Below are 23,978 nucleotides of genomic sequence, written 5' to 3' on the forward strand. Positions count from 1 at the left end.
GTGGGGCGCATGCGATCAGCCCCGTTCCCGTTCGAATTCGGTCATGTAGGCGACCAGCGCATCGACCGCCGCCTCGCTGACGGCGTTGTAGAGCGAAGCGCGCATGCCGCCGGTCGCGCGGTGGCCTTTCAGGTAGAGCAGACCGCGCACCTCGGCGCCGGCGAGGAAGGCCTCGTCCAGACGGTCGTCGACGAGGCGGAAGGGGACGTTCATCCACGAGCGATCCTTCGCTTCGACCCGATTCACGTACAGCCCGCTGGCATCGATCGTGTCGTACAGGCGCTTCTGCTTGCGCCGATTGATCTCGGCGATCGCCGTCAGTCCGCCTTGCGCCTTCAGCCAGCGGAAAATCAGGCCCGCCAGGTACCAGGCGAAGGTCGGCGGCGTGTTGTACATCGAGCCGTGCCCCGCCGCGATCCGGTAGTCCAGCATCGTCGGACAGCATCGACGGGCGCGCCCCAGCAGATCCTTGCGCACGATGACGACGGCCAGCCCGCTGGGGCCGATATTCTTCTGCGCGCCGGCGTAGATCAGGGCGAAACGCGAGACGTCGAGCGGGCGCGACAGGATGTTCGCCGAGAAGTCGGCGACCAGCGGCGTGTCGCCCACCTCGGGAATCCAGTCGAACTCCAGACCGTCGATGGTCTCGTTGGCGGTGTAATGCACATACGCTGACGATGCCGACAGCCGCCAGCGGGCCTGGCGCGGAATATGGCGATAGCCGTCATCGTGCGAACTTGCGGCGATGTTGATCCGCCCATACCGGCGCGCCTCCTCGATGGCCCGAACCGACCAGAAGCCGGTGTCGATGTAGTCCGCGCACCCGCCTTCCGGCAGCAGGTTGAGCGGCACCTGGGCGAACTGCTGCGAGCCGCCGCCCTGCAGGAAGAGGACTGCATGGTCGGCGGGGATCGCCAGCAGGTCCCGCAGGTCGCGCTCGGCCTGTTCCGCGATCGCGATGAAGTGTTCGCCGCGGTGGCTCATCTCGGCGACCGATACCCCGCAGCCGCCCCGGTTCAGGAGTTCGTCGCGCGCCTGGCGCAACACTTCCTCGGGCAAGGCCCCCGGGCCGGCGCTGAAGTTGAATGCACGCTCGTTCGAGCCCATGTCGTGCTCCTCGGTCGAAGAAATCATCGTCGTCATTTGCCGCACGACTGTGTGTCGGCGCCCGCCGCCCGGTCGTCGGGCAGGCACGGCGCCGTGCCGGCGGAGGAGGGGGCGCCCTCGCGTGCCCGGCCGCCGCGGAAGGGACGCAGGCGTGCGAGGGTGCCGGACGGCAGCGCGCCGAGCACGGCGCCCAGCGACACGACCACGATGCCGAGCATCGTCGTGAGTCCCAGTGTCTCGCCGAGGATCAGGACGCCGCCGGCGGCGGTGAAGGCGGGCACGAGGGCGAGCATCATCGACGCCTGGCAGGCGCCGATCTTCTGGTTGGCGTAGCTGTACATGCCGGCGGCGAGCAACGCGGCGACGATGCCCTGGTAGACCGCCTGCAGTCCGATCTCCCCCCAGCCCGCCTGCGCGATGTCGCCCGGCAGCCACAGCAGATAGATCGGCATGTACAGCACCAGCGAGAAGCTGGCGATGCCGAGGATGCCGTGCTGGGGCCGGATCCGCCAATGGCGCATCAGCAGACCGAACAGCGCCCAGCACAGGGCTGCGGCGAGGAAGAGCGCATCCCCGATCCAGGTCCCCGGCGCGGCGGCGGTGAACAGGCTCTGGAAGCCGATCAGGACCAGGCCGGCGCTCGACAGGACCAGCGCGAGCACGGTCTGGCGCGCGATGTGGAAGCCCGCGAGCGCGGCGACCATGATCACCGTCCAGAACGGAATGCCGCCATTGACGAACACGCCCGCATGCGCGGCCGGGGCGAAGGCGAAGCCGGAATAGACGAACAGACCGTAGCCGAGCCCGCCGAACAGGGCGAGCGCCGCATGGCGCGGCCATTCGCGCAGCGGGACGTATTTCAGGAAGAAGGGCAGGGTCAGCGCGCCCGATACGCCATAGCGCAGCGCGGCGAGGTCGAAGGGCGTGAAGCTCGCCGTGCTGCCGAAGCGGGACACGATGTTGAACCCCGACCAGCAGATGACGACGACCAGTGCCGCCAGCAGCCCCTTGGCGGTGTCCGGCAGTCCGGTGGCGTGCTCGGTCATTTCAGTCTCCGGCGTGCGGCGTCATGGCAGCGCGTCCGGCACGGACGCGGCGCGCGGCGGTTCCCCGCCGTCCTCGCGCGGTGATCCGGGCTGCGCCGCCGCCGCGGCGCCGAAAACCGGGCGCCAGGTGTAGTCGCCGAACGCGCCCAGCGCATCGTCGGGGTCCTGATCCGGCCGCAGCGCGAACGCATCGAACCCGCAGCGGTGCAAGAAATACAACTGGTCGCGCAGCACATCGCCGATGGCGCGCAGTTCACCCGCATAGCCGAAGCGGCTTCTGAGCAGGCGCGCGGTCGAGTAGCCGCGGCCATCGGTGAAGTTCGGGAAGCGGATCGCAATGAGGCTGACGTGCGCCATGTAGGGCAGCACTACCTCGGGATCATCTTCCGGGCCGAGTGCGATACCGATGCGGTGTCCCAGGTGACGCAGCGCATCGGCGTGCGCCCGGTAGAGGGCGATCGGCACGATCTGCCTGGCCCCCGACGGCGCCAGATCGGGCGCTTGTCCGTCGTCCCCGTCCAGCACGACCCAGTCGTCATCGACGATGCGACCATCCCTAATGAGCGGCTTCATGACGTTCTCCATAGACGGCGGCCTTGAAGGGATCGAGTCCGATGCGCTCGACGGTGTCGATGAAGCCTTCGCCGTCGTGCCGCTCGCCGACATAGGTGTGCAGGAGTCTGGCGATGACCTCCGGAATCTCGCTCGCAGCAAACGAGGGGCCGATGACCCGGCCGAGCCGGGCACGATTGCCTTCACTGCCGCCGAGGGTCACCTGGTACCACTCCTCGTTGTTCTTATCGACGCCGAGAATGCCGATGTGGCCGATGTGGTGATGGCCGCAGGCATTGACGCATCCGGAGATGTTCAACTCCACCGGCCCCAGGTCGAACAGGTAATCCAGATCGTCGAAGCGCTGCTGGATCGCTGCCGCCACCGGCAACGATTTCGCATTCGCCAGCGAACAGAAATCACCGCCCGGACAACAGACGACGTCGGTCAGCAGCCCGATGTTCGGCGTCGCGAGCCCGCACGCACGGGCGAGCTCCCACAGGGCATGCAGGTCGCGCCGGGCGACGTTGGGCAGGATCAGGTTCTGCTCGTGGCTGACCCGGATCTCGCCGCCGCTGAAGCGGTCGGCCAGATCGGCGATCAGGTCCATCTGGTCGGCCGTCGCGTCGCCGGGCGGCACGCCGGTCTTCTTCAGCGACAGGGTCACGATGCCGTAACCCGGATGGCGGTGCGCAGCTACGTTGCGCTCGACCCAGCGCGCGAACGGGCGGCTCGCTGCGCGCGCGACAACGAAGACCGGGTCGTCCACCCGGACATCCGCATACTCGGGTGGCGCGAAGTAGGCTTCCATCCGTTCGCAGGCCGCCTCCGCGAGCAGGTTGCCGCCACCGCGTGCATGGCTCCACTCCGCGTCCACCTCGCGGGCGAAGCCTCCCAGCGTCAGGTCCTTGACCAGGATCTTGATGCGCGCCTTGTACTTGTTGTCGCGCCGTCCATGGCGGTTATAGACCCGCAGGATGGCCTCGAAGTAGTTCAGCAACTCGGCGCGCGGCAGGAAGGACTTGATGCAGTGCCCCACCATCGGCGTGCGCCCGAGGCCGCCGCCGACGAAGACTTCGAAGCCCGGCTCGCCTTGTTCGTTGCGCCGCGCCCGCGCGCCGATGTCATGGAAGCGCACCGCGGCGCGGTCTTCCGCACCGCCGACGATGGCGATCTTGAACTTGCGCGGCAGGAACAGGAACTCGGGCGCCAGCGCCGACCACTGACGGACGATCTCGCAGTAGGGCCGCGGATCCAGGACTTCGTCTTGGGCAACCCCGGCGAACTGATCGGTCGTGATGTTGCGGATGCAGTTGCCGGAGGTCTGGATCGCATGCATCTGTACGGTGGCGAGCAGGGCGAGGATGTCGGGTACGTCGGCAAGCCGCACCCAGTTGAACTGGATGTTGCTGCGGGTCGTGAAGTGCCCGTAGCCGCGGTCCCAGGTGCGCGCGATGTGGGCCAGGGTGCGCAGCTGCCGGCTCGACATCGTGCCGTACGGGATCGCCACCCGCAGCATGGGCGCATGACGCTGCACGTACAGCCCGTTCTGCAGGCGCAGCGGACGAAAATCGTCTTCGCTCAGGCGGCCATCGAGATAGCGCTGCATCTGGTCGCGGAACTGCCGGACCCGGTCGTCCACGAGGCGTTGGTCGGTTTCGTTGTAGCGGTACATGGGGTTCCTCGGCGGGCTCAGGGGGTGGGCAGGATGAAGGTGCTCTTCTCGCGCACGGCGATGTCCTCGTCGTGCAGCGCCACCGTCTCGAACGCGATCGGCTGCGCGCCCGAGAGCCCGTCCGCGGTCGGGGACGACACCGTGAGCGAGACCGTATGGATGCTGCCGGGCGCGGCGGTGAACTCGGTCGGACCGTCGATCCGAAGGCCCGGCAGGCCGCTCACGCCGATCCGGAAACGGCGATGCGCCTCTTCCATGTTGATCAGCTTCAGGGTGTAGGCATTCGCGATGCGGCCTTCCGGGGTTTCGCGCAGCAGGGCGCCGCGATCGCGGAGCACCTCGACGCGCAGCAGCACGCGTTCGCTCAGCGTCCACCCGGTCAGGGTCATGAACACGAGCAGCAGGCCGACGTAGGAGAGCACCCGTGGCCGCAGGCGAACGCCCTTCGACCTGGGCTTGCCGGCGAGTTCGTTCTCGCTCACGAAGCGGATCAGCCCGCGCGGCGCGCCGATCCTGTCCATGACCTCGTCGCAGCCGTCCACGCACAGGCCACAGTTGATGCACTGGTATTGCAGCCCGTCGCGGATGTCGATGCCGGTCGGGCACACCTGCACGCAGATGCCGCAGTCGATGCAATCACCCGTCTGCTTCGCCTGGCGCAAGGCACCGCGTGGCTCGCCACGCTGGCGGTCGTAGCTGACGGTGGCCGTCGTCGGGTCGGACATCACGCCCTGGAAGCGCGAGTAGGGGCACATGTGCTGGCACACCGCCTCGCGCGCCAGCCCCGCCTGCACGTAGGTGAAGGTGGCGTAGAAGAGCAGCCAGAACGCCTCCCACGGGCCGGTCTGGAAGGCGGCGATCGTCGGCAGCAGCTCGCGGATCGGGGTGAAGTAGCCGACGAAGGTGATCGCGGTCCACGCCGCCACCAGCGCCCAGATGCCGTGCTTGACCGATTTGATCGCGAGCTTGCGCGCCGACATCGGACTCTGGTCCAGCTTCAAGCGCGCGAGATGGTCGCCTTCGACCTTGGACTCGATCCAGGTGAAGATCGACGTATAGACCGTCTGCGGACAGGCGAAGCCGCAGAACAGACGCCCGGCGAGCGCGGTGACGAAGAACAGCGCGGTCGCCGCCAGGATCAGAACGAAGGCGAGCAGCAGCGCATCCTGCGGCCACAGCACCAGATCGAAGAGGTAGAGCCTTTCGTGGGTGATGTCGAACAGGATCGCCTGCCGCGTACCGGTCTCGGTTGTCCACGGAAGCCAGCACGCGCCATAGAAGACGATCTGCGTGAGCCACACCATCGCCCAGCGGAGGCTGTTGTAGCGCCCCTGCACCGCCTTGGCGTGGATCGTTCCCTTCTTGCGATAAAACTCCAGCCGGGCTTCGCGCGCCTTGCTGACGGGGGGGGGCATGTTGCGTACTCCGGCTCTGAAGATGGCCAGAAGTACATCATCACGGGTGTGATGGAGGCAGATTCAGATTGTACGATTTAGATCAGGTGCAGATTGAATGCGACGGTCGCGCTGTACCGGACGACAATCCGCCCGGCTGTATCTGCCCTCCCGTTTTCGGACGCTCACAATGACGACATCGAATCAGGAGGGAAACACCATGATCGCCAGCACCATGAGCCTGCCCATGGCAGGTGACGCATCTCCCGGTACCAGCCGTGTGCCGGGCAACAAAGGCATCTGGGTCGGGATCTGCTGCGAGTTCGTCGAATTCATGCTGCTGTTCATCGTGTACTTCGTCGCGCGTGCGCACTTTCCGGAGGCCTTTCACGCCGGGGCGGAGCGGCTGTCGCAGACGGCAGGGGTGATCATCACCCTGCTGATGGTGACGAGCAGCTTCTTCATCGCATGTTCGGTCACCAGTCTGCGCGCCGGGCGCAGGCGCCAATCGATGGCGTGGCTGATCGCGGGGCTGGTCGCGGCGCTGGGCTATCCGGTGGCGAAGTACCTGGAGATCCAGTGGAACTTCGCCCACGGCATCGACGGGGAATCGGGGATCTTCTTCACCGTCTATTACTACCTGACCTTCACCCACATGGTGCATGCCTTCTGGGGCATCCTCGGCATCCTCTGGGTCCTGACACGCCACACGTTCGGGATCTATACCGCCGAAGAGCACAGCGGCCTGGAAGCGCTCGCAAGCTATTGGCACGCGACCGACATCATCTGGCTCGTCATCTTTCCCTTCTTCTACGTCCTGGCCTGATCATGGAAAACATCGAACGCAAACCCTCCACGTCGCTTCGTCCGCTGGTCCTGACCTGGCTGCTCCTGGTCGGGCTGACCCTGGTGAGTCCGCAACTCGGCGCAGGCTTCGGCGGCGATCACGCGGTGCAACTGGTCGTGGCCGCGATCATCTGGTTCAAGGGCAGCCTGGTTGCGCGCCATTTCATCGAGGCGGAGCTGGCCCACCCCTTCATCCGCAACGTGCTGCGCATCTTCATCGCCTTCGCGCCGATCGCGATCGTGCTGACGACCTTCTTTGGCGACAGCTTCGCTCGCTTTGCGAGCCTATAGCTGGCGCTTAATCAGACGGCCTAGCGTAGCCAGTGCATCCCCCTGGCGCTCGGTTGCGGGGTGGCCAAAATTGAGCCGCAGATAGTTGGAAAACTCGCGCTTTGCGGAGAAGATCGGCCCCGGTGCGATACTGATACCACTCACCAGGGCCTCTTCGTATAAGCGTAGAGTATCGACCTGACTGGGCAATTCGAGCCATAGGAAATACCCGCCGTCCGGTCGCGCCAATCGTGTACCTACCGGAAAATGCTCTTCAACCCCCGCAATGATTCGGGCCTCCTGCGTCATCAACTGTCGGCGCAACTTTCGCAGGTGATTGTCGAAGCCACCATGCTTCAGGTATGCCGCCAGCGCAATCTGCATGGGCACCGCTGTGGCAAGGCTAGTCGAATATTTCTGCCGTTGAACCTCTTTCGCGAAACGGCCTGCTGCGACCCAGCCGACGCGGTAACCCGGCGCGAGGCACTTCGAAAATGAGGAGACATGGAGGACTAGGCCGTCCTCATCCACTGCCTTGCTGGAAACTGGCGTATCACACCCGAAGTACAGTTCACCGTAGACGTCATCTTCAATCAACGGAACTTGGTGCTTGTGAAGCAACTCGACGAGCGCCCTCTTATTCTCATCCGAAACGCGGCTTCCCGTCGGATTCGCAAAATTCAGCATGAAAAGGCAAGCCTTGATCGAATGATGCCGCAGCGCGTCTGCAAGCGCGCTGATACTCACGCCTTCGCGCGGATGGCTTGGAATCTCGATCACCTTGAGACCGAGTCGTTCACTTGCCTGCAGCCCTGCATAGAAGGTTGGCGACTCGATAGCGATCAGATCTCCAGGCTTTGTCAAGGCTTGGAGGCAAAGGCTGAGTCCTTCCATCGCACCGGAGGTCACGATGACCTCGTGCGGCGAGACCGAAGCGCCATGCGCCAAGTAACGTAGAGCTAGCTGCCTTCGTAACTCCTCATTGCCCGGAGGAAGGTCCGTGACCGTCGCCAACGGATCGAGCCTTCGTGCAGCCGCTGCCAAGAATCGTCCAAGCCTTTCGAGTGGGAATAGTCGCGAATCAGGAAAACTCGAACCGAGTGGAACAATAGAAGGATCTCGCGCACTATCAAGGATCTGGAAGATGAAATCGCTTACCTGAAGGGCTGTCGAACCTCCAACCGGATGGGTCATCTCTGGTTCAGGCAACTTGTGACCGAGGCGCGCACGAACGAAGTACCCGGACTTCGGCCTCGCTTCGATCAAGCCACGGCTCTCCAGCAGATGGTAGGCTTTGGTAACCGTAACTGGACTGATTGCATTCACTTTACATGCTTGCCGAACAGACGGAAGTCGTTCTCCCGGACGCAGCACACCATCTGCGATCAGCTTTGCGGTTCGATCCGCGAATTCTTGATAGAGGCTCATGTTCGCATCGTAACAATCAAATAGTCCCGCGGCTTTGGCACAGATCATTCCTGACGATCACTCTAGGCGCTATATCAAACGTGTTTCCGCTGTCCCGAGCTCGTAGAACGACAACATTCGGGCGCCTCGAAAAACTGGCCTCCGCCCTCGAACATCATCGCGCCAGCGCTCTCTAAGCAACTGATCTTAAATACACTCCTCGCCGGATCCGAATCGCAGCGAGCGGCGAAGGAACCAAAATTCGCAGGCTTCGGCTAAGAGAAACTTTCGGGTGATACCGGCTCGGCGCCTTGATTTTATTGATGAAATCCATGGGTGCATTATGCAAGCCGAGTGCGGAGACCCTGGCTCTCAAAGCCTGTTCGCCCCTTCGGCCGAAGGCGTATGGATCGGCGATGGCCTCTTCCTCGTTGCAGCTCTGTGCTGGGCGATCTTCGGTCTCCTAATGCGGCACTGGCAGATCCGCCCCCAGATGGACATTATCGGCATCGCGAGCTTTTCGCTGGTGATCTATCTGCCAGTCTATCTATTTTGGCTGCCAAGTAACATCGCACACGCCAGCTGGGGTGAGATCGGCCTGCAGGCGATGTACCAGGGCATCATCGCCGCATTGCTAGCAGCGGGCATGTACAGCTACGCAAACCAGAAGATTGGCGCCTGTCAGGCGTCGATGATACTCGTGCTGGTACCCGCCTTCTCTGCCATCGGCGGCGTACTGATCCTCGACGAATTGCTGGGGATCACGACCGCGCTTGGGATCGTTGTTGTATCGATCGGCGCACTGCTGGGGGCACTGCCGACAGGCTCGATGGCCCGTCAAAAAACCATCCGTAAGAAAAACCAAGCCGCTTGACCGCTCACATCCGGAAGCCATTCGAGACACGTTAAACCAATCCGGGAAATCCCCCCAGCTCTGCGGGGGTGGCAGTAAAAGTTTGATTTTTACGGGAATCCATCGATGAAAACCTCCAAAGTGAGCCCCCAAGAGCTAATTCAAGTCATTCCGCTAACCAATCCCGTGGCGCCGCATCCACTCCCGGAACGCCGCATCTACCGCCCCATCGGCGCCTGCCGCCGAGCCCCCCTCCGCCCCGGCCCCCTGCGGCTCACCGCCACGCACCTTCGCCCGCTCATGCAGCGCCGCCACCGCGCGCAACTGCACCAGCTGCAGCAGCATGTTCTCGACCAACGCGTGCGCGGCGATCGCCGCCATCATTTCCAGCCGGTCCTCGAGCAGCAGGCCGCAGGCCGCCAGGCGCGCGTCGATTTCACAGAAATGGCTCGCCATCAGCCGCCGCGCATACTGCGCATCGATGGCCGCGGCGCTGAAATCGAGCGGAGTTTCCGCCTCGATCTCGGCGATCAGTGCGCTCAGGTGTTCCGGGCTCATGGCCTGTCCTCCTCGATCAACCCCATTTTTCTTCGACACACCGCGGCGCGCTCGGTTGCGCGCCCGGTCGCACACTCGGTTGCACACTCGGTTGCACACGCGCCGGCGTGTCGCCCGTCGGGCGCCCCCGTGCACGGCCCGTGGCCGGCACGGCAGCGCCCGACAGGTGCCGTGCTAGACTCGCGCCGCTTCTTCTCCTGCTCCCGTGATGCCGATCCAGCTCCTGATTCCCGGCCTGCTGTGGCCGTCCGCCAGTCTCGTCGGCCCCGCCAGCGGCCTCGCCCTGCCCGGACTGGAGCGCCTGCTCGGCCTCGGGCGCTGGCGGATCGGCGCCCCCGAAGCGCTCGACCGCCGGCTCGCGCGCTGCTTCGGCCTGCCCCCGGCCACCGCCGGCGCGCCCTTGCCCCTGGCCGCCCTGCGCCGCCTCGGCGAAGCCGGCGAGCATCCCAGCGATCCGACCCAGGGCGCCGGCACCGATGCATTCTGGCTGTGCGCCGACCCGGTCAACCTGTCCTTCGCGCGCGAACACCTGCTGCTGAACGGCTTCGCCGAAGACGAGCTCGACGCGGCCGAAGCCGCGGAGCTGGTCGCCGCGCTCGGCGAGGTCTTTGCCGGTCTCGGCCGTTTCGAAGCGTGCGCACCGACGCGCTGGTACCTGCGCCTGGCCGCGCCGACGCGGGTCGATCTGTACCCGCTCGACGACGTCGTCGGCCGCCCGGTGAAGCACTTTCTTCCCGAAGGCGAAGACGCCCGCCGGTGGCAGCGGACGATGAACGAAGCGCAGATCGTGCTGCACAACCATCGGCTCAACCGCCGCCGCGAAGAAGCCGGCCGGCGTGCGGTCAACAGCCTGTGGCTGTGGGGTGCGGGAGCGCTGGGCACAGCCCCGCGCGCACCCGCCGCCGCCGTCCAGGCGGTCGATCCGCTGGGCGCAGGGCTGGCCCGGGCCGCAGGCCTCGAACCCACCCCGCCGCAGCTCGAAACCGCCCTGCGCAGCGACACCCTGGTCCTGCTCGACACCCTGCACCGCGCGGCGCAGCAGCGCGACGTGAACGCCTGGCGCAGCGGCCTCGAAACGCTCGAGCGCGACTGGTTCGCTCCGCTTGCCGCGGCCCTCGGCGAAGGCACGCTCGATGCGCTGCACCTGAGCGCGCCGGGCGACCGCGGCACCCTGGAGCTCGACCTCCGCGCCCGCGACCGCTGGAAGTTCTGGCGCAAGCCCTGCGCCTTCGGCACCCTGCTCGAGACCCTCGCCCCGCTCCCCGCCCCGCCGCTTTCCGACGCCCCCACCGCCGCCTCCCGATGAGCCCCGCCGCCCCCCGCATCCAGCCCCGCGCCGTACCTCAGCGCGCCTTCGACCGCCTCGCCGACGCCGGCCTGCATCCGCTGCTCGCCCGCCTCTACGCCGCCCGCGGCATCACCCGCGCCGACGAGCTCGACACCGCGCTGAAGAACCTGCTGCCGCCCGAGGCGCTGCGCGGCACCGGCGAAGCGGCGCAGTTGCTCGCCGACGCGATCGAGGCCGGCGCGCGCCTGGTCATCGTCGCCGACTACGACTGCGACGGCGCCACCGCCTGCGCGGTGGGCATGCGCGCGCTACGCGCCTTCGGCGCCGACGTGCACTACCTGGTGCCCGACCGCATCACCCTCGGCTACGGCCTCACTCCGGCGATGGTGGAGATCGCCGCGCGGCTCGAGCCCGACGTCCTCATCACCGTCGACAACGGCATCGCCAGCGTCGAAGGGATCGCCGCCGCACGCGCCCACGGCATGGCGACGGTGATCACCGACCACCACCTGCCCGGCGAGGTCCTGCCCGCAGCCGACGTCATCGTCAATCCGAACCAGCCCGGCTGCGACTTCCCGAGCAAGGCGCTGGCCGGCGTGGGCGCGATGTTCTACACCATGCTCGCGCTGCGCGCCGAACTGCGCGAGCGCGGCGCCTTCGCCGGCGCCAAGGAACCCAACCTTGCCGACCTGCTCGACCTCGTCGCGCTCGGCACCGTGGCCGACGTGGTCAAGCTCGACCGCAACAACCGCATCCTGGTCGCGCAGGGCCTCGCGCGCATGCGCGCCGGGCGCCTGCAGCCCGGCATCCGCGCGCTGTTCGGGCTCGCCGGGCGCGACCCGGCGCGCGCCAGCACGATGGACCTCGGCTTCATGATCGGCCCGCGCCTCAACGCAGCCGGGCGACTCTCCGACATGAGCCTGGGCATCGAGTGCCTGATCACCGACGACCCCGGCCGGGCGATGAACATCGCCCAGGAGCTCGACAAGCTCAACCGCGAACGCCGCAGCATCGAGGCCGGCATGCAGGAAGAAGCGCTCGCCCGCCTGGCGGGTTTCGACGCCGGCAACCGCGCCACCGTGGCGCTCTTCGAACCCGACTGGCACCAAGGTGTGATCGGCATCGTCGCCGGCCGCATCAAGGAGCGGCTGCACCGCCCCACCATCGCCTTCGCGCGCGCGAGCGACGGCGAACTCAAGGGCTCCGGGCGCTCGATCCCCGGCCTGCACCTGCGCGACGCGCTCGACCTCGTCACCAAGCGCCAGCCCGACCTCATCGTGCGCTTCGGCGGCCACGCCATGGCGGCCGGCCTGACCATCCGCGAATCGGAACTCGCACGCTTCGACGCGGCCTTCGAGGAGGTCGTCGGCGAACTGCTCGAGCCCGCCCAGCTCGAGCGCCGCATCGATACCGACGGCAACCTGGAATCGGGCTACTTCGCGCTCGACGCCGCGCGCATGCTCGACAACGAGATCTGGGGCCAAGGCTTCCCGGCGCCGCTGTTCGACGACGTCTTCCGCGTGGAGCGCCAGCGCCTGTTGAAGGACAAGCACCTCAAGCTCGAGCTCGCGCGCGGCAGCACGCGCTACGAGGCCATCCGCTTCAACCACGCCGAGGGCGCCGCCGGCCAGATCCACGCCGCCTTCCGCCTCGGCATCAATGAATACAACGGCGTCGCCAGCGTGCAGCTGATGCTCGAACATTTCGAGGCGGCGTAGGCCCGCCGCCATCGCGATGAGCGCGCAAGCCTCGGACTGGCGGGTCCCCGCCGCCACCCTGCGCTGGCTGGACGCGGTGCCGGCCGACCGCGGCGTGGCCATGCTGGTCCGCCATTCGGTGCGCGACCCCTTGCCGCCCGGCGACCTCGGCTACGCCAACGCGCTCAACGCCGAAGGCGTCGAGCTCGCGCGCAGCCTTGGCGAGCGCCTGCACGGACGCCTGCGCAGCCTGCACACCAGCCCGCTGCAGCGCTGTGTGCACACCGCCGAGGTCTTCGCGCGCGTGGCCGGCGACACGCCACCGATCGTCACCGACCGCATGCTCGGCGACCCCGGCGCCTGGGTGCTCGACCGCGCGCTGGCGGGCGAGAACTGGAAACGCCTCGGCAGCGAGGGAATCATGGAGCAGTTGGCGACGACCGACGAGGACCTGCCCGGCACGCGTCCGGCGCGCGTGGGCGCGCAGAACCTCGCCATGCACATGCTCGCGATCGCCGCGGGCTCGCCCGGTCTGCACGTCTTCGTCACCCACGACATCCTGCTCGCGATCGCGGCGGCGCGCTTCCTCGGCCCGCCGCCGGCCGGCCCGGAGCGCTGGCCGGGCTACCTCGAGGCCGCCTTCTTCTGGCAGGACGACGACGGCCTCCACGCCGGCTATCGCGACCGCCACCGCGGCGGCCTCACCGGCGCGCGCTGACGAAGCGGCAACCGCGTCGGGAACATCCGCGCACGGGCGCGCTCCAACCCCGCAAACGGAAAACGTCGCGGCGCCGCCACCCGGTCGCCGACGACATCCACGCCCGGATGCCACCGGCGCCCAGAGGAGACCCACCCCGACCGGGGAGCGCAGGCATGCGGGGCCGACCGAGCCTGAAGGGAGCGCGCCATGAGCACTGTCGCCCGGTTCCAGATCGATCACGTCCGTTTCCTCGACCCGCAGGGCGAGGCGCTCGGGCCGCTGCCCGACTTCGCGCGCGATCCCGCGCGGCTGATCCCGATGTACCGCGCGATGCACCTCACGCGCAGCTTCGACGCCAAGGCGATCGCGCTGCAGCGCACCGGCAAGCTCGGGACCTTCGCGTCGGCGCTCGGCCAGGAGGCGATCGGGGTCGGGGTGGCGAGCGCGATGCGTGCCGAGGATGCGCTGTTTCCCTCCTATCGCGAGCACGCCGCCCAGCTCGTGCGCGGCGTGCGCATCGAGGAGAGCCTGCGCTACTGGGGCGGCGACGAGCGCGGCAGCGACTTCGCCCAGGCCCGCCACGACTTTCCCAACTGCGTGCCGATCGGCACCCAGGTCTGCCACGCCGCGGGCGCGGCCTATGTCTTCAAGCTGCGCGGCGAGGCGCGCGCGGCGGTGTGCTTCCTTGGCGACGGCGGCAGCTCGAAGGGCGACTTCTACGAGGGGCTCAACTTCGCCGCCGTCTGGAATGCACCCCTGCTGATCGTGCTCAGCAACAACCAGTGGGCGATCTCGGTGCCGCGCAGCGCGCAGAGCGCCACCGCCACGCTGGCGCAGAAGGCGATCGCCGCCGGCGTCGCGGGCGTGCAGGTCGACGGCAACGACCTCGTCGCGGTGCACCACGTTGCCCGTGAAGCGCTGGCGAAGGCCCGCGCCGGCGGTGGACCGACCCTGATCGAGGCGGTCACCTATCGCCTCGGCGACCACACCACCGCCGACGACGCCTCGCGCTACCGCGACCCTGCGGTGGTGCAGGAGCAGTGGTCCTTCGAGCCGCTGACCCGCCTGCGCAAGCATCTGGTCAAGCTCGGCGCCTGGGGGCCGGACAAGGAAGAGGCGCTCGCGCGCGAATGTACCGAGACGGTGAGCGCCGCGGTCGAGGCCTATCTGAACACCCCGCCGCCCACCACCGCGGCGATGTTCGAGCACCTCTTCGCGACCCTGCCCGCCGCGCTCGTGGCCCAGCGCGACGAGGCCCTGCGCTTCGCGCCGCGCAAGGCGGGCGGACAACCGGGAGGCGATCATGGCTGAGATCAATCTGGTCGAGGCGGTCAACCTGGCCCTCGCCCACGAGCTCGCGCGCGACGAGGCGGTCGTGCTGCTCGGCGAGGACATCGGCGCCAACGGCGGCGTGTTCCGCGCCACGGTCGGGCTGCAGCAGCGTTTCGGCGCCGGGCGCGTGGTCGACACCCCGCTCGCCGAGACCGCGATCGTCGGCACCGCGATCGGCATGGCGGCGATGGGCCTCAGGCCGGTGGCGGAGATCCAGTTCTCCGGCTTCCTGTATCCGGCGATCGACCACCTGATCAACCATGCCGCGCGCCTGCGCAACCGCACCCGCGGCCGCCTCAGCTGCCCGCTGGTGGTGCGCACGCCCTGCGGCGGAGGCATCCATGCGCCCGAGCACCACTCCGAGAGCCCGGAGGCGATGCTCGCCCACACCCCCGGCCTGCGCGTGGTCATGCCGTCCTCGCCCGCACGCGCCTACGGCCTGCTGCTCGCGGCGATCCGCGACCCCGACCCGGTGATGTTTCTCGAGCCGACGCGGATGTACCGCCTGTTCCGCCAGGAGGTGGCCGACGACGGCGAGGCGCTGCCGCTGGACGTGTGCTTCACCCTGCGCGGCGGCACCGACCTCACCCTGGTGAGCTGGGGCGCGATGCTGCACGAGACCCAGGCCGCGGCCGACGCGCTCGCCACCGAGGGCATCTCGGCCGAGGTCATCGACGTCGCCACGCTCAAGCCGCTCGACCTGCCGACCATCCTGGAGTCGGTCGCCCGCACCGGGCGTTGCGTGATCGTGCACGAGGCCGCGCGCACCGCCGGCCTGGGCGCCGAGATCGCGGCCGGCCTCGCCGAAGAGGGCCTGTATTCCCTGCTCGCGCCGGTGCAGCGCGTCACCGGCTACGACACGGTGATGCCGCTGTCGCGGCTCGAAACCCAGTACCTGCCGAGCGTCGAACGCATCGTCGCGGCGGCGCGCAAGACCCTGGAGGCATCATGAAGATCTTCAAGCTGCCCGACCTGGGCGAAGGACTGCAGGAAGCCGAGATCGTCGAATGGCATGTCAAGGCGGGCGACGAGATCGCCGCCGACCAGCCGCTGGTATCGGTCGAGACCGCCAAGGCGATCGTGGACATCCCCTCCCCTTACGATGGGCGGGTCGCGAAGCTGTACGGCGAGGTCGGCCAGCTCGTGCATGTGGGCGCACCGCTGGCCGGCTTCGAGGGCGGCGCCGAGACCGCCGACACCGGCACCGTGGTCGGCGAGATGCAGGTCGGCCAGGAGGTGCGCGCCGAGGCGCCGGCCGCGCTCGCACCGGCAGCCCACGGCGGAGCGGGGATCCGCGCCACCCCGGCGGTGCGCGCGCTGGCGCGCCAGTTGAAGGTCGAGCTCGAGATGGTGACGCCCTCCGGCGCCGACGGCGTGATCACCCGCGAGGACGTGCAGCGCGCCGCGCGCGTGCTCGCCGAGGCCGGCCCCGCCGAAGCGCTGCGCGGCGTGCGCCGGGCGATGGCGCAGAACATGAGCCTGGCGCAGAGCGAGGTCGCCGGCGCCACCGTGATCGACGACGCGGTGATCCACGCCTGGCCGCCCGGTACCGACGTCACCGTGCGCCTGATCCGCGCCCTGGTCGCCGGCTGCCGCGCCGCGCCGGCGCTCAACGCCTGGTACGAGAGCCACGCCATGGCGCGCCGGCTGGTGCCGCAGGTGCACGTCGGCATCGCGGTCGACCTGCCCGACGGCCTCTTCGTGCCGGTGCTGCGCGACGTCGCCAACCGCAGCCCCGACGACCTGCGCCAGGGCCTCGAGCGCATGCGCGCCGACGTCAGGGCGCGCAGGATTCCGCCCGAGGAGATGCGCGGCCACACCATCACGCTGTCCAACTTCGGCATGATCGGCGGCAAGTACGCCTCGCCGCTGGTGGTGCCGCCCACGGTGGCCATCCTCGGCGCCGGGCGGGTGCACGAGCAGGTGCTCGCGGTCGATGGCGCCCCGGCGGTACGCCGCGTGCTGCCGCTGAGCCTGTCCTTCGACCACCGCGTGGTCACCGGCGGCGAGGCCGCGCGCTTCCTGAAGGCGGTGATCGACGATCTGGAACGCGCCGACTGAGCGCTCCTTCAGCGCGCCGGCCGAGACCTTCGGGCGTCGAGGAAGGCCTCGAGCGCGTCGATCGGCTGCGGCGCACTGAAAAGGTAGCCCTGATAGGTCGAGCAGCCGTTGCGGGCGAGGAAGTCGCGCTGCTCCTCGCACTCCACGCCTTCCGCGATCACACGCAGGCCGAGGTTGTCGGCGAGCACGATGATCATGCGCGCGATCGCCGCGTCGTTGGGATCGACCAGGATGTCGCGCACGAAGCTGCGATCGATCTTCAACTGATCCAGCGGCAAGCGCTTGAGATAGGCGAGCGAGGAATAGCCGGTCCCGAAGTCGTCGAGCGAGAATCCCACGCCGAGCGCCTTGAGGGCCTCCATCTTCTCGCTGACCTTGTCGACGTCGGTCACCAGCGAGCTCTCGGTCAGCTCCAGGTCGAGCCGGCCCGGGTCGGCCCCCGAGCACTCGAGCGCGGCGACCACCCCGGCGACGAAGTCTTCATGGAGGAACTGGCGTGCGCTGACATTGACCGCGATCACCAGCCTGCTGCGCCACGGGTCGTCCGCCCACGCCGCCAGCTGCGCGCAGGCGGCCTCGAGCACCCAGCGCCCGAGTGGAAGGATCAACCCGCACTCTTCGGCGAGCGGAATGAACTCACCCGGCGGTACCAGGCCGCGCACCGGGTGATGCCAACGCACCAGCGCCTCCACGCCGAACACCGCACCGTCGGCGGCGACCTGGGGCTGGTAATGCAGCACGAACTGGCGCTGCTCGAGCGCGATCCACAGCCCTGCCTCCACGTCGGCCCGGGCGCGCACGTCGGCCAGCATCGAGGGGTCGAAGAAGCACACCGCGTTGCGTCCGCCGAGCTTGGCCCGGTACATCGCCATGTCGGCCCGTCGCAGGGGCTCGTCGACCGGTTCGTCGGCCAACTCGCCGAAAATGCTCACGCCGATGCTCACCGAGGTGCGATGTTCCGAACTGCCGAGCTGGAAACGCTGGTTCAGCGCCGCGAGGATCTTGCTGCCCACCGCCGCGGCCTGTTCCGCCGCCTCCCGCCCCTCCCCGCCCAGTTCCTCCAGCATGACGATGAACTCGTCGCCACCGAGCCGGGCCACGGTATCGTCCTTGCGCACGCAGCGTACGAGGATGGCGGCGACCTGCACGAGCAGCCGATCGCCCTCCTGGTGGCCCACGGTGTCATTGACCGCCTTGAAGTTGTCCAGGTCGATGAACAGCAAGGCGCCGACCGTGCCCTGACGCGCGCAGCTCGCCTGCGCCCGCTCCAGCCGCTCCATCAGCAGCCGCCGGTTGGGCAAGCCGGTCAAGGCGTCGAAGTAGGCCAGCTTCCTGACCTCGGCCTCCGCCGACTTGCGCGCGGAGATGTCGCGCGCGGAGTTGAACAGCACCGTCCTGCCGTCCACCTCGAGCGGGAACGCGGTCACCTCGACGGGATACACGCTTCCATCCTTGCGCCGATGTGCCGTTTCGAAGGTGTGCACTTCGCTCGAGGCGAACAGCTCGCTGATCAGCGCACGCATGTCGGGCTCCGGATGGCAGGCATCCCAGCTCCCCGCCCGCATGCCGATGACCTCGCTGCGCGATCGCCCGAGCATGCGGCAGAAGGCGTCGCTGGCCTCGATGACGATGCCCTCCGCATCGGTGATGTGGATGCCGTCGCTGGCGTTCTGCAGCAGGATGCGGCTGCGCTCGTTGGCACGGTCGTTGGCGTCGACCAGCCGATACAGCAGCCAGGCGGCCAGCCCGGTCACGCCGAGGAAAAGTGCCCACAGCAGCATGGCCTTGCCGACGTCCTCCTTCCACTGCGCGAGGTAGTCCTTCTCGCCCCAGCCGACGACCACGAAGGCCGGCAGGCGCTCGAGCCGGCGGTAGGCATTGATGCGCGCCACGCCGTCGGCCGTGCGCGCGCTATAGAAGGACTGCGCGCGAACGTCGGAGGCGACGATCTCGTTGAGCTCCTGCGACCCGCCGCGACTGCCGATCACGCCGGCCGGGGCATCGAGACGCGGCCAGCGCGCGATCAGCGTCATGTCGAGGTCGCGCACCAGGGCGATGCCATGCGGCCCGAGCTGCAGGCCCGAAAGCAGGCGCTGGAAATGATCGGCCGGCACGGCTGCGGTCACGACGCCCGCGAAGTCGCCATCGGGCGCGTTGTAGCGGCGCGAGAACACCACGATCCACGTATTTGAAATGCGCCCGTGCAGCAGCTTGCTGGCCTGCATCTCGCCATCGTCGAGCGCGCGATGATCGATGAAGAACGGGCGGTCGGCATAGCTTGTACGCGTCTCGGCCGTCACCTGGTCGCCGAGGACAACCGTGCCGGTGGCATCACTGACCCGGACCTGGGCGGTCTGCGACAGCCCGTCGCGATGCACGTCGATCACCGAGTCGAAATCGTCGCGCTCCAGGCGCCCCTTGTCGCGCAACGCACGCTCGATCCGGTTCTGCGCTCCGCGCAGCAGGAGGTCGATCTCGCGCACCGAGGAACCGACGCTCTGGTCGAGGAGCAGGGCCAGGTTCTCGACCGTGGTGCGCACCTCCCGCTCCTTGCGTGCCTTCGCCTCCAGCATCGCATAGCCCAGCAGTCCCGCAATGAATGCGTTGAGCGCCAGCACCGTGGCGATCAATACCCCGAGGATTTTCCTGCTGTTGTGCTGCATGTGCCCGCCAGACGAGTTCCTACCGCGTTCCCCGGGTCGATGACGGCACGCGGATCCTGAATTGGGCGTAATTGTAACCGTCCCGCCTGCAGGTACTCCAGCCTGGAAGCGGGAGGCGAACGAGGCTCTCGCTGCGTCTGCGCGGAGTCGGCGGGACGTCCCTGCTCATGAAGCTGCGCTGCAGCCGACGGCGCTGCTCCGGTAACCGGTATAATGTGCGGTTTCCCAGATTCCGCCGGAGCCTCGCCATGGAAGCCGAACGCCAGAACGCCATCGCCGAAAAACTCGCCGACCTCGCCGCCCGGGGTCGCGAACTACGGAGGTATCTTTGACTACGATGTGAAGGCATCGAAGCTCGAAGAGGTCAATCGCGCGCTCGAAGACCCGGCGGTGTGGAACAACGCCGAGCGCGCGCAGGAACTCGGCAAGGAGAAGCGCCAGCTCGAGGACGTGGTGCTGACGCTGCAGAAGATCGACGCGCAGTCGCGCGACCTCAAGGATCTGTTCGAGCTCGCCGAGGCCGAGGACGACGACGACACCTTCGAGGCGGTCGAGGCCGACCTGGTGGAGCTGCAGGGCGCGATCGAAAAGCTCGAGTTCCGCCGCATGTTCAGCAACCCGATGGACCCCAACAACTGCTTCATCGAGATCCAGGCCGGCGCCGGCGGCACCGAGGCGCAGGACTGGGCGGGCATGCTCGAGCGCATGTACCTGCGCTACGGCGAGAAGAAGGGCTTCACCGTCGAGCTCATGGAAGAGACCGAGGGCGAGGTCGCCGGCATCAAGAACTGCACGATCAAGTTCTCCGGCGAATACGCCTACGGCTACCTGCGCACCGAGACCGGCATCCACCGCCTCGTGCGCAAGTCGCCGTTCGACTCCAACGCGCGCCGCCACACCAGCTTCACCTCGGTGTTCGTGTATCCGGAGGTCGACGACTCGATCGAGATCGAGATCAACCCGGCCGACCTGCGCATCGACACCTACCGTGCCTCGGGCGCGGGCGGCCAGCACATTAACAAGACCGACTCCGCGGTGCGCATCACCCACGAGCCCACCGGCATCGTCGTGCAGTGCCAGAACGACCGCTCGCAGCACAAGAACAAGGCCGAGGCCATGTCGATGCTGAAGGCGCGCCTGTACGAGGCCGAGCTGCGCAAGCGCCAGTCCGAGCAGCAGAAGCTCGAAGACTCCAAGAGCGACATCGGCTGGGGCCACCAGATCCGCAGCTACGTGCTCGATCAGTCGCGCATCAAGGATCTGCGCACCAACTACGAGGTCGGCAACACGCAGGCCGTGCTCGACGGCGATCTCGACGATTTCATCGGGGCAAGCCTCAAGCAGGGCGTCTGAGGAAAGGGCGTTGCAGGCTTGAACGACCCCTTCCTCTCCGACTTCCTCGCCGCGGGCGTGGACGCCGACGAAGTGCCCGAGCTCGCGGCGCTGGCTTCGGCGCGCCCGCTGCTCGACGCCTTCATCACGCTGTTCCGCGGCACCGAGACCGAGGTGCTGATGCGCCTGCTGGTGCTGCGCGAGATCGGCCGCGAAGCCGACGCGCCGCGCTGGGCGCCCGAGGCGCTGCGCGCACGCTTCAGCTATCTCGACCCGGTCAAGCTCGAGACGGTCCTGAAGCGCCTGCGCGAGAACGGCCTGCTCGCGATCGGCGAGGACGGCCACTACGCGCTCTCCGACCATGGTCGCAACGCGGTGGCGGCGATCGCGATGCTGCTGCGCTTCGGCGAGGAAGAAGACGCCGAGCTCGGCTTCCTCACCGCCCAGCTCGCCGGCCTGCAGGCAGTCGGCGGCATCACCGCCGAGTCGCTCGGCCATCTGCTGTCCAAGCTCAACGACCTCACCTGGCACTTCGAGGAGGCGATCGCCTCCGGCTCCGAGTTCCGCATCCTCGACGCCCGCCGCCGCCTGTCTGCCAACGGGCGCTGGCTCGAGCGCGGCACCGAGCTCCTCGACAAGCTGCTCGCCGACCCCGAGGTCGACTTCGACATCGCCCGCATCGCGCAGCGCATCGGGCTGGCGCAGTCGCGCCTGGCGCGCGCCGACGCCTCCTTCCAGCGCGCGCTGAACAAGATCGAGGCGCAGCGCGTGACGCTGGGGGCCTCGGGCATCTCGTCCTCGGACGTCGCCGCCTGGCTGCGCGGGCTCGATGCCGCGGCGCTCGCCACGCTGGCGGCGGACGCCTGCGCGAGCGTGCCGGAGCTGCCTCTGCTCGCCGGCGGGCACGAGCTGCTCGACCGCGCCGAATCCTTGCTCGAGGGCGGCGGTAGCGCGGCCCCGGCCGACACCACCCTGCCCCCGGCCGACGACGCCGCGACCGGCTTCGCCCCACAGGCCGAAGACCTGCGCATGCTCGAACACTTCACCCATCGTCTCGGGGCCCTGCCCGCGCCGCAGCCCCTGCACCACGTGATTGCCGGCGGCGGTTTCGCCCCGGCGAGCTACCGCCTGTCGCTGCTCGCGCTGCTCGCCGACGGCGCGGAGACCGCTCCGGAGGGCGGCCCGGAGGATGGCCCGGTGAGCAGCTTCATGCGCCTGCCGGTGGAGGTCGAGTTCGGCGACACGCTGACCGCGGTCGGCGAGGACGAGATCGGCGCGATGACGCTCGGCGAGGTGCGCCCGCGCGCCACCACCGCGGCTTGAGCCCCGCCCCCGGCCCGAGCCCCCAGGATTTCCATGGAACACGAACTCAAGACCCTCACCGCGCGCCTGCTCGCCCAGCGCTGGCTGCCGCGCGGCGACAAGCTGGTGCGACGCGCACTGGTGGATGAAACCTTCCGCCTCGAACTCGACCGGCGGCTGGCCGACGTCGGCCTGCGCCTGCTCGACAACCCCTATGCCGCCCACGTCGGCGTGGCGCTGCAGCCCGAACTCGCCGAACCGGTGTTCGGCGCCGGGCGCGAGTACGCGGCCAGCAACCTCGGCCTGACGCGCGACGAGGTCGCGCTGCTGGTGATCCTCTGGGCGCTGATCGTGCTGCCCAAGCGGCAGCGCCAGGTGACCCGGCGCGAGCTCGTCGACGACGGCCAGACCGATCTCTTCGGTGGCGACAAGCCGGTGGCGCATGGCGATGCCGTCTCGGGCACGCTCACCGAGGCCTCCCTGATCGCCGACTTCGGCCCGCGCCTGGGAGGGCGCACCAAGGTGCGCAACTTCATGCTCGGCAAGCTCGCCCGCCTCGGCTTCATCGAGCGCCGCAACGGGCTCGTCACCGAGGGACCACTGCTCGACCTCGCGCTCGACTACCGCGTGATGGCCGACCGCATCATCCACGGCACCCTGGGCGAGATCCTCGAAGCCGCCGGCCACGCGCCGCCGGAGAGCAACGCCTTCGAACTCGCCGAGGTCCTGCCCGACGAAGCTGAAGCCCTCGACGAGGAAGACTGAGCCCATGCCCCTGCCCTGCATCGACCCCGCGCGCTACGAGGACCAGCTCGCCGCCAAGCTCGCGCGCTACCGCAGCGACTTCGCCGAGTTCGACCTGCCCGAGCCGGCGGTCTTCCGCTCCGCGCCGCTGCACTACCGCCTGCGCGCCGAGTTCCGCCTGTGGCATCACGAGGGCCGCATCGACTACGCGATGTTCGACAGCGCGGACCCGAAGCAGCCCATCCTGCTCGAGACCTTCCCCGCGGCTGCAGAACCGATCGCCAAGCTGATGCCGCGCCTGCGCGACGCGCTCCAGGCCAGCGAGGCGCTGCGGCGCAAGATCTTCCAGGTCGACTTCCTGGCCACCCTGAGCGGCGAGTGCCTGGTCAGCCTGGTCTACCACCGTCCGCTCGACGCGGACTGGGAAACCGCCGCGCGCGCGCTCGCCGCCGCGCTCGACATCCAGGTGATCGGGCGCAGCCGCAAGCAGAAGATCGTGCTCGAGCGCGACTGGGTACAGGAGGTGCTCGAGGTCGACGGCCAGCGTCTGCGCTACCAGCAGTTCGAGGGCAGCTTCACCCAGCCCAACGGCGGCGTGAACCAGCACATGCTGGCCTGGGCGCGCGCGCAGGCGAAGGCCGTGGGCGCGCGTCCGCAAGGCCCGGGTGACCTGCTCGAACTCTACTGCGGCAACGGCAACTTCACCGTGGCGCTGGCGCCGCTGTTCGGCCGCGTGCTCGCGACCGAGATGAGCAAGACCTCGGTGCGCGCCGCGCACACCAACCTCGCCGACAACGGCTTCGCCAACGTCACCATGGTGCGCATGGCGAGCGAGGAGATCAGCGACGCCCTCGCCGGCGGGCGCGAATACCGCCGCATGCAGGGCGTGGACCTGGCCGGCTACCGCTTCTCCACGCTCTTCGTGGACCCGCCGCGCGCCGGCCTCGACGACGGCACGATCGCGCTGGCGAAGGGCTTCGAGCACATCCTCTACATCTCCTGCAACCCGGAGACCCTGCGCGCCAACGTCGCCGCGCTGGCGACGACGCACCGCATCGCCGCGGCCGCGGCCTTCGACCAGTTCCCCTACACCCACCACCTCGAGTGCGGGCTGCTGCTGCAGCGGCGCTGAGCCTCACCGCGACCCCGGC

At 68.3% G+C, this 23,978-nt stretch carries 21 protein-coding genes; 13 read left to right on the forward strand and 8 right to left on the reverse strand.

The window, feature by feature from the left end; translation table 11 throughout:
* Window positions 1–15: 15 nt before the first annotated feature.
* Genes serC through ccoG form a run of 5 tightly spaced genes read right to left on the reverse strand, consistent with a single transcriptional unit; the run spans window position 16 to window position 5,795 of the window.
* A complete protein-coding gene (gene serC / locus PO78_RS04425) occupies window positions 16–1,143 on the reverse strand; it encodes a 3-phosphoserine/phosphohydroxythreonine transaminase (RefSeq protein ID WP_231570615.1) in 1,128 nt (375 codons plus the stop codon).
* On the reverse strand, window positions 1,140–2,153 hold the full coding sequence (locus PO78_RS04430; protein WP_082047691.1) for a DMT family transporter: 1,014 nt from the start codon (window positions 2,151–2,153) through the stop codon (window positions 1,140–1,142). The genes serC and PO78_RS04430 overlap by 4 nt, the downstream gene beginning before the upstream one ends.
* Before the next feature lie 21 nt (window positions 2,154–2,174).
* Window positions 2,175–2,726, reverse strand: coding sequence for a DUF934 domain-containing protein (locus PO78_RS04435; RefSeq protein ID WP_043742319.1), 552 nt, complete (start codon window positions 2,724–2,726; stop codon window positions 2,175–2,177).
* The gene (locus tag PO78_RS04440) at window positions 2,710–4,380 is read right to left on the reverse strand and encodes a nitrite/sulfite reductase (protein ID WP_043742324.1); all 1,671 of its coding nucleotides are present in this window, start codon (window positions 4,378–4,380) and stop codon (window positions 2,710–2,712) included. Before PO78_RS04440 ends, PO78_RS04435 begins: the two co-directional genes overlap by 17 nt.
* 17 nt (window positions 4,381–4,397) lie before the next feature.
* On the reverse strand, window positions 4,398–5,795 hold the full coding sequence (ccoG, locus tag PO78_RS04445) for a cytochrome c oxidase accessory protein CcoG (RefSeq protein ID WP_043742327.1): 1,398 nt from the start codon (window positions 5,793–5,795) through the stop codon (window positions 4,398–4,400).
* Between the two features lie 199 nt (window positions 5,796–5,994).
* Here ccoG and PO78_RS04450 point away from each other — a divergent pair, with 199 nt between their 5' ends.
* Window positions 5,995–6,600, forward strand: a complete 606-nt coding sequence (locus PO78_RS04450) for a cytochrome c oxidase subunit 3 family protein (protein ID WP_043742329.1) — start codon at window positions 5,995–5,997, stop codon at window positions 6,598–6,600.
* Between the two features lie 2 nt (window positions 6,601–6,602).
* Entirely contained in the window at window positions 6,603–6,911 is a 309-nt protein-coding gene (locus PO78_RS04455) for a hypothetical protein (RefSeq protein WP_043742331.1), read from the forward strand.
* Here the strand turns inward: PO78_RS04455 and PO78_RS04460 are convergent.
* Complete coding sequence (locus PO78_RS04460; RefSeq protein WP_043742333.1) at window positions 6,906–8,318, reverse strand: aminotransferase-like domain-containing protein; 1,413 nt, start codon at window positions 8,316–8,318, stop codon at window positions 6,906–6,908. The two genes, PO78_RS04455 and PO78_RS04460, sit on opposite strands and share 6 nt — an antisense overlap.
* A 322-nt stretch (window positions 8,319–8,640) precedes the next feature.
* Here PO78_RS04460 and PO78_RS04465 point away from each other — a divergent pair, with 322 nt between their 5' ends.
* Entirely contained in the window at window positions 8,641–9,171 is a 531-nt protein-coding gene (locus PO78_RS04465; protein WP_231570616.1) for a DMT family transporter, read from the forward strand.
* 153 nt (window positions 9,172–9,324) lie between these two features.
* On the opposite strand, the gene PO78_RS23140 is transcribed toward PO78_RS04465, so the two are convergent.
* Entirely contained in the window at window positions 9,325–9,708 is a 384-nt protein-coding gene (locus PO78_RS23140; protein WP_043742335.1) for a hypothetical protein, read from the reverse strand.
* A 208-nt stretch (window positions 9,709–9,916) separates the two neighbouring features.
* Between PO78_RS23140 and PO78_RS04475 the strand changes: the two genes are divergently transcribed.
* The 6 genes from PO78_RS04475 to PO78_RS04500 all read left to right on the forward strand — a co-directional run bounded on the left by PO78_RS04475 (window position 9,917) and on the right by PO78_RS04500 (window position 16,786).
* Window positions 9,917–11,014 carry a hypothetical protein gene (locus tag PO78_RS04475; protein WP_043742337.1) on the forward strand — a complete coding sequence of 366 codons (1,098 nt, stop codon included), beginning with the start codon at window positions 9,917–9,919 and terminating at the stop codon, window positions 11,012–11,014.
* Window positions 11,011–12,714 (forward strand): single-stranded-DNA-specific exonuclease RecJ, encoded by a 1,704-nt coding sequence (recJ, locus tag PO78_RS04480; RefSeq protein WP_043742339.1) that lies wholly within the window; start codon window positions 11,011–11,013, stop codon window positions 12,712–12,714. The genes PO78_RS04475 and recJ overlap by 4 nt, the downstream gene beginning before the upstream one ends.
* A gap of 16 nt (window positions 12,715–12,730) precedes the next feature.
* Complete coding sequence (locus PO78_RS04485) at window positions 12,731–13,411, forward strand: histidine phosphatase family protein (protein WP_043742341.1); 681 nt, start codon at window positions 12,731–12,733, stop codon at window positions 13,409–13,411.
* 189 nt (window positions 13,412–13,600) lie between these two features.
* Window positions 13,601–14,704 (forward strand): pyruvate dehydrogenase (acetyl-transferring) E1 component subunit alpha, encoded by a 1,104-nt coding sequence (gene pdhA, locus PO78_RS04490; protein ID WP_043742342.1) that lies wholly within the window; start codon window positions 13,601–13,603, stop codon window positions 14,702–14,704.
* A complete protein-coding gene (locus tag PO78_RS04495) occupies window positions 14,697–15,677 on the forward strand; it encodes an alpha-ketoacid dehydrogenase subunit beta (protein ID WP_043742344.1) in 981 nt (326 codons plus the stop codon). The genes pdhA and PO78_RS04495 overlap by 8 nt, the downstream gene beginning before the upstream one ends.
* The gene (locus tag PO78_RS04500) at window positions 15,674–16,786 is read left to right on the forward strand and encodes a dihydrolipoamide acetyltransferase family protein (RefSeq protein WP_012585284.1); all 1,113 of its coding nucleotides are present in this window, start codon (window positions 15,674–15,676) and stop codon (window positions 16,784–16,786) included. The genes PO78_RS04495 and PO78_RS04500 overlap by 4 nt, the downstream gene beginning before the upstream one ends.
* A gap of 8 nt (window positions 16,787–16,794) precedes the next feature.
* On the opposite strand, the gene PO78_RS04505 is transcribed toward PO78_RS04500, so the two are convergent.
* Window positions 16,795–19,449, reverse strand: a complete 2,655-nt coding sequence (locus PO78_RS04505; RefSeq protein ID WP_043742348.1) for a bifunctional diguanylate cyclase/phosphodiesterase — start codon at window positions 19,447–19,449, stop codon at window positions 16,795–16,797.
* Window positions 19,450–19,697: 248 nt separating this feature from the next.
* On the opposite strand from PO78_RS04505, the gene prfB reads away from it, so the two are divergent.
* From prfB to trmA, 4 genes are all read left to right on the forward strand, one after another.
* Window positions 19,698–20,802, forward strand: a protein-coding gene (prfB, locus tag PO78_RS04510) for a peptide chain release factor 2 (protein ID WP_012585282.1) whose coding sequence is annotated in 2 segments (ribosomal slippage) — window positions 19,698–19,778 and window positions 19,780–20,802 — 1,104 coding nt in all. Because the reading frame shifts where the segments join, the coding sequence is not laid out codon by codon here.
* A gap of 18 nt (window positions 20,803–20,820) precedes the next feature.
* Complete coding sequence (locus PO78_RS04515) at window positions 20,821–22,104, forward strand: hypothetical protein (RefSeq protein WP_043742350.1); 1,284 nt, start codon at window positions 20,821–20,823, stop codon at window positions 22,102–22,104.
* 33 nt (window positions 22,105–22,137) lie between these two features.
* Window positions 22,138–22,848 (forward strand): hypothetical protein, encoded by a 711-nt coding sequence (locus tag PO78_RS04520; RefSeq protein WP_004322461.1) that lies wholly within the window; start codon window positions 22,138–22,140, stop codon window positions 22,846–22,848.
* Window positions 22,849–22,852: 4 nt separating this feature from the next.
* Entirely contained in the window at window positions 22,853–23,959 is a 1,107-nt protein-coding gene (gene trmA / locus PO78_RS04525) for a tRNA (uridine(54)-C5)-methyltransferase TrmA (protein WP_043742354.1), read from the forward strand.
* Window positions 23,960–23,978: the final 19 nt, after the last annotated feature.

It is taken from the genome of Thauera sp. SWB20 (genome assembly GCF_000831325.1).
Lineage (GTDB): Bacteria > Pseudomonadota > Gammaproteobacteria > Burkholderiales > Rhodocyclaceae > Thauera > Thauera aminoaromatica.

Coding starts and splice junctions, on each gene's coding strand:
- PO78_RS04500 (WP_012585284.1), top strand. CDS start 15,674: ATGAAGATCTTCAAGCTGCCCGACCTGGGCGAAGGACTGCAGGAAGCC.
- PO78_RS04465 (WP_231570616.1), top strand. CDS start 8,641: ATGCAAGCCGAGTGCGGAGACCCTGGCTCTCAAAGCCTGTTCGCCCCT.
- pdhA (WP_043742342.1), top strand. CDS start 13,601: ATGAGCACTGTCGCCCGGTTCCAGATCGATCACGTCCGTTTCCTCGAC.
- PO78_RS04475 (WP_043742337.1), top strand. CDS start 9,917: ATGCCGATCCAGCTCCTGATTCCCGGCCTGCTGTGGCCGTCCGCCAGT.
- PO78_RS23140 (WP_043742335.1), bottom strand. CDS start 9,708: ATGAGCCCGGAACACCTGAGCGCACTGATCGCCGAGATCGAGGCGGAA.
- PO78_RS04495 (WP_043742344.1), top strand. CDS start 14,697: ATGGCTGAGATCAATCTGGTCGAGGCGGTCAACCTGGCCCTCGCCCAC.
- trmA (WP_043742354.1), top strand. CDS start 22,853: ATGCCCCTGCCCTGCATCGACCCCGCGCGCTACGAGGACCAGCTCGCC.
- PO78_RS04485 (WP_043742341.1), top strand. CDS start 12,731: ATGAGCGCGCAAGCCTCGGACTGGCGGGTCCCCGCCGCCACCCTGCGC.
- PO78_RS04520 (WP_004322461.1), top strand. CDS start 22,138: ATGGAACACGAACTCAAGACCCTCACCGCGCGCCTGCTCGCCCAGCGC.
- PO78_RS04505 (WP_043742348.1), bottom strand. CDS start 19,449: ATGCAGCACAACAGCAGGAAAATCCTCGGGGTATTGATCGCCACGGTG.
- PO78_RS04460 (WP_043742333.1), bottom strand. CDS start 8,318: ATGAGCCTCTATCAAGAATTCGCGGATCGAACCGCAAAGCTGATCGCA.
- PO78_RS04430 (WP_082047691.1), bottom strand. CDS start 2,153: ATGACCGAGCACGCCACCGGACTGCCGGACACCGCCAAGGGGCTGCTG.
- recJ (WP_043742339.1), top strand. CDS start 11,011: ATGAGCCCCGCCGCCCCCCGCATCCAGCCCCGCGCCGTACCTCAGCGC.
- serC (WP_231570615.1), bottom strand. CDS start 1,143: ATGACGACGATGATTTCTTCGACCGAGGAGCACGACATGGGCTCGAAC.
- ccoG (WP_043742327.1), bottom strand. CDS start 5,795: ATGCCCCCCCCCGTCAGCAAGGCGCGCGAAGCCCGGCTGGAGTTTTAT.
- PO78_RS04435 (WP_043742319.1), bottom strand. CDS start 2,726: ATGAAGCCGCTCATTAGGGATGGTCGCATCGTCGATGACGACTGGGTC.
- PO78_RS04450 (WP_043742329.1), top strand. CDS start 5,995: ATGATCGCCAGCACCATGAGCCTGCCCATGGCAGGTGACGCATCTCCC.
- PO78_RS04455 (WP_043742331.1), top strand. CDS start 6,603: ATGGAAAACATCGAACGCAAACCCTCCACGTCGCTTCGTCCGCTGGTC.
- PO78_RS04440 (WP_043742324.1), bottom strand. CDS start 4,380: ATGTACCGCTACAACGAAACCGACCAACGCCTCGTGGACGACCGGGTC.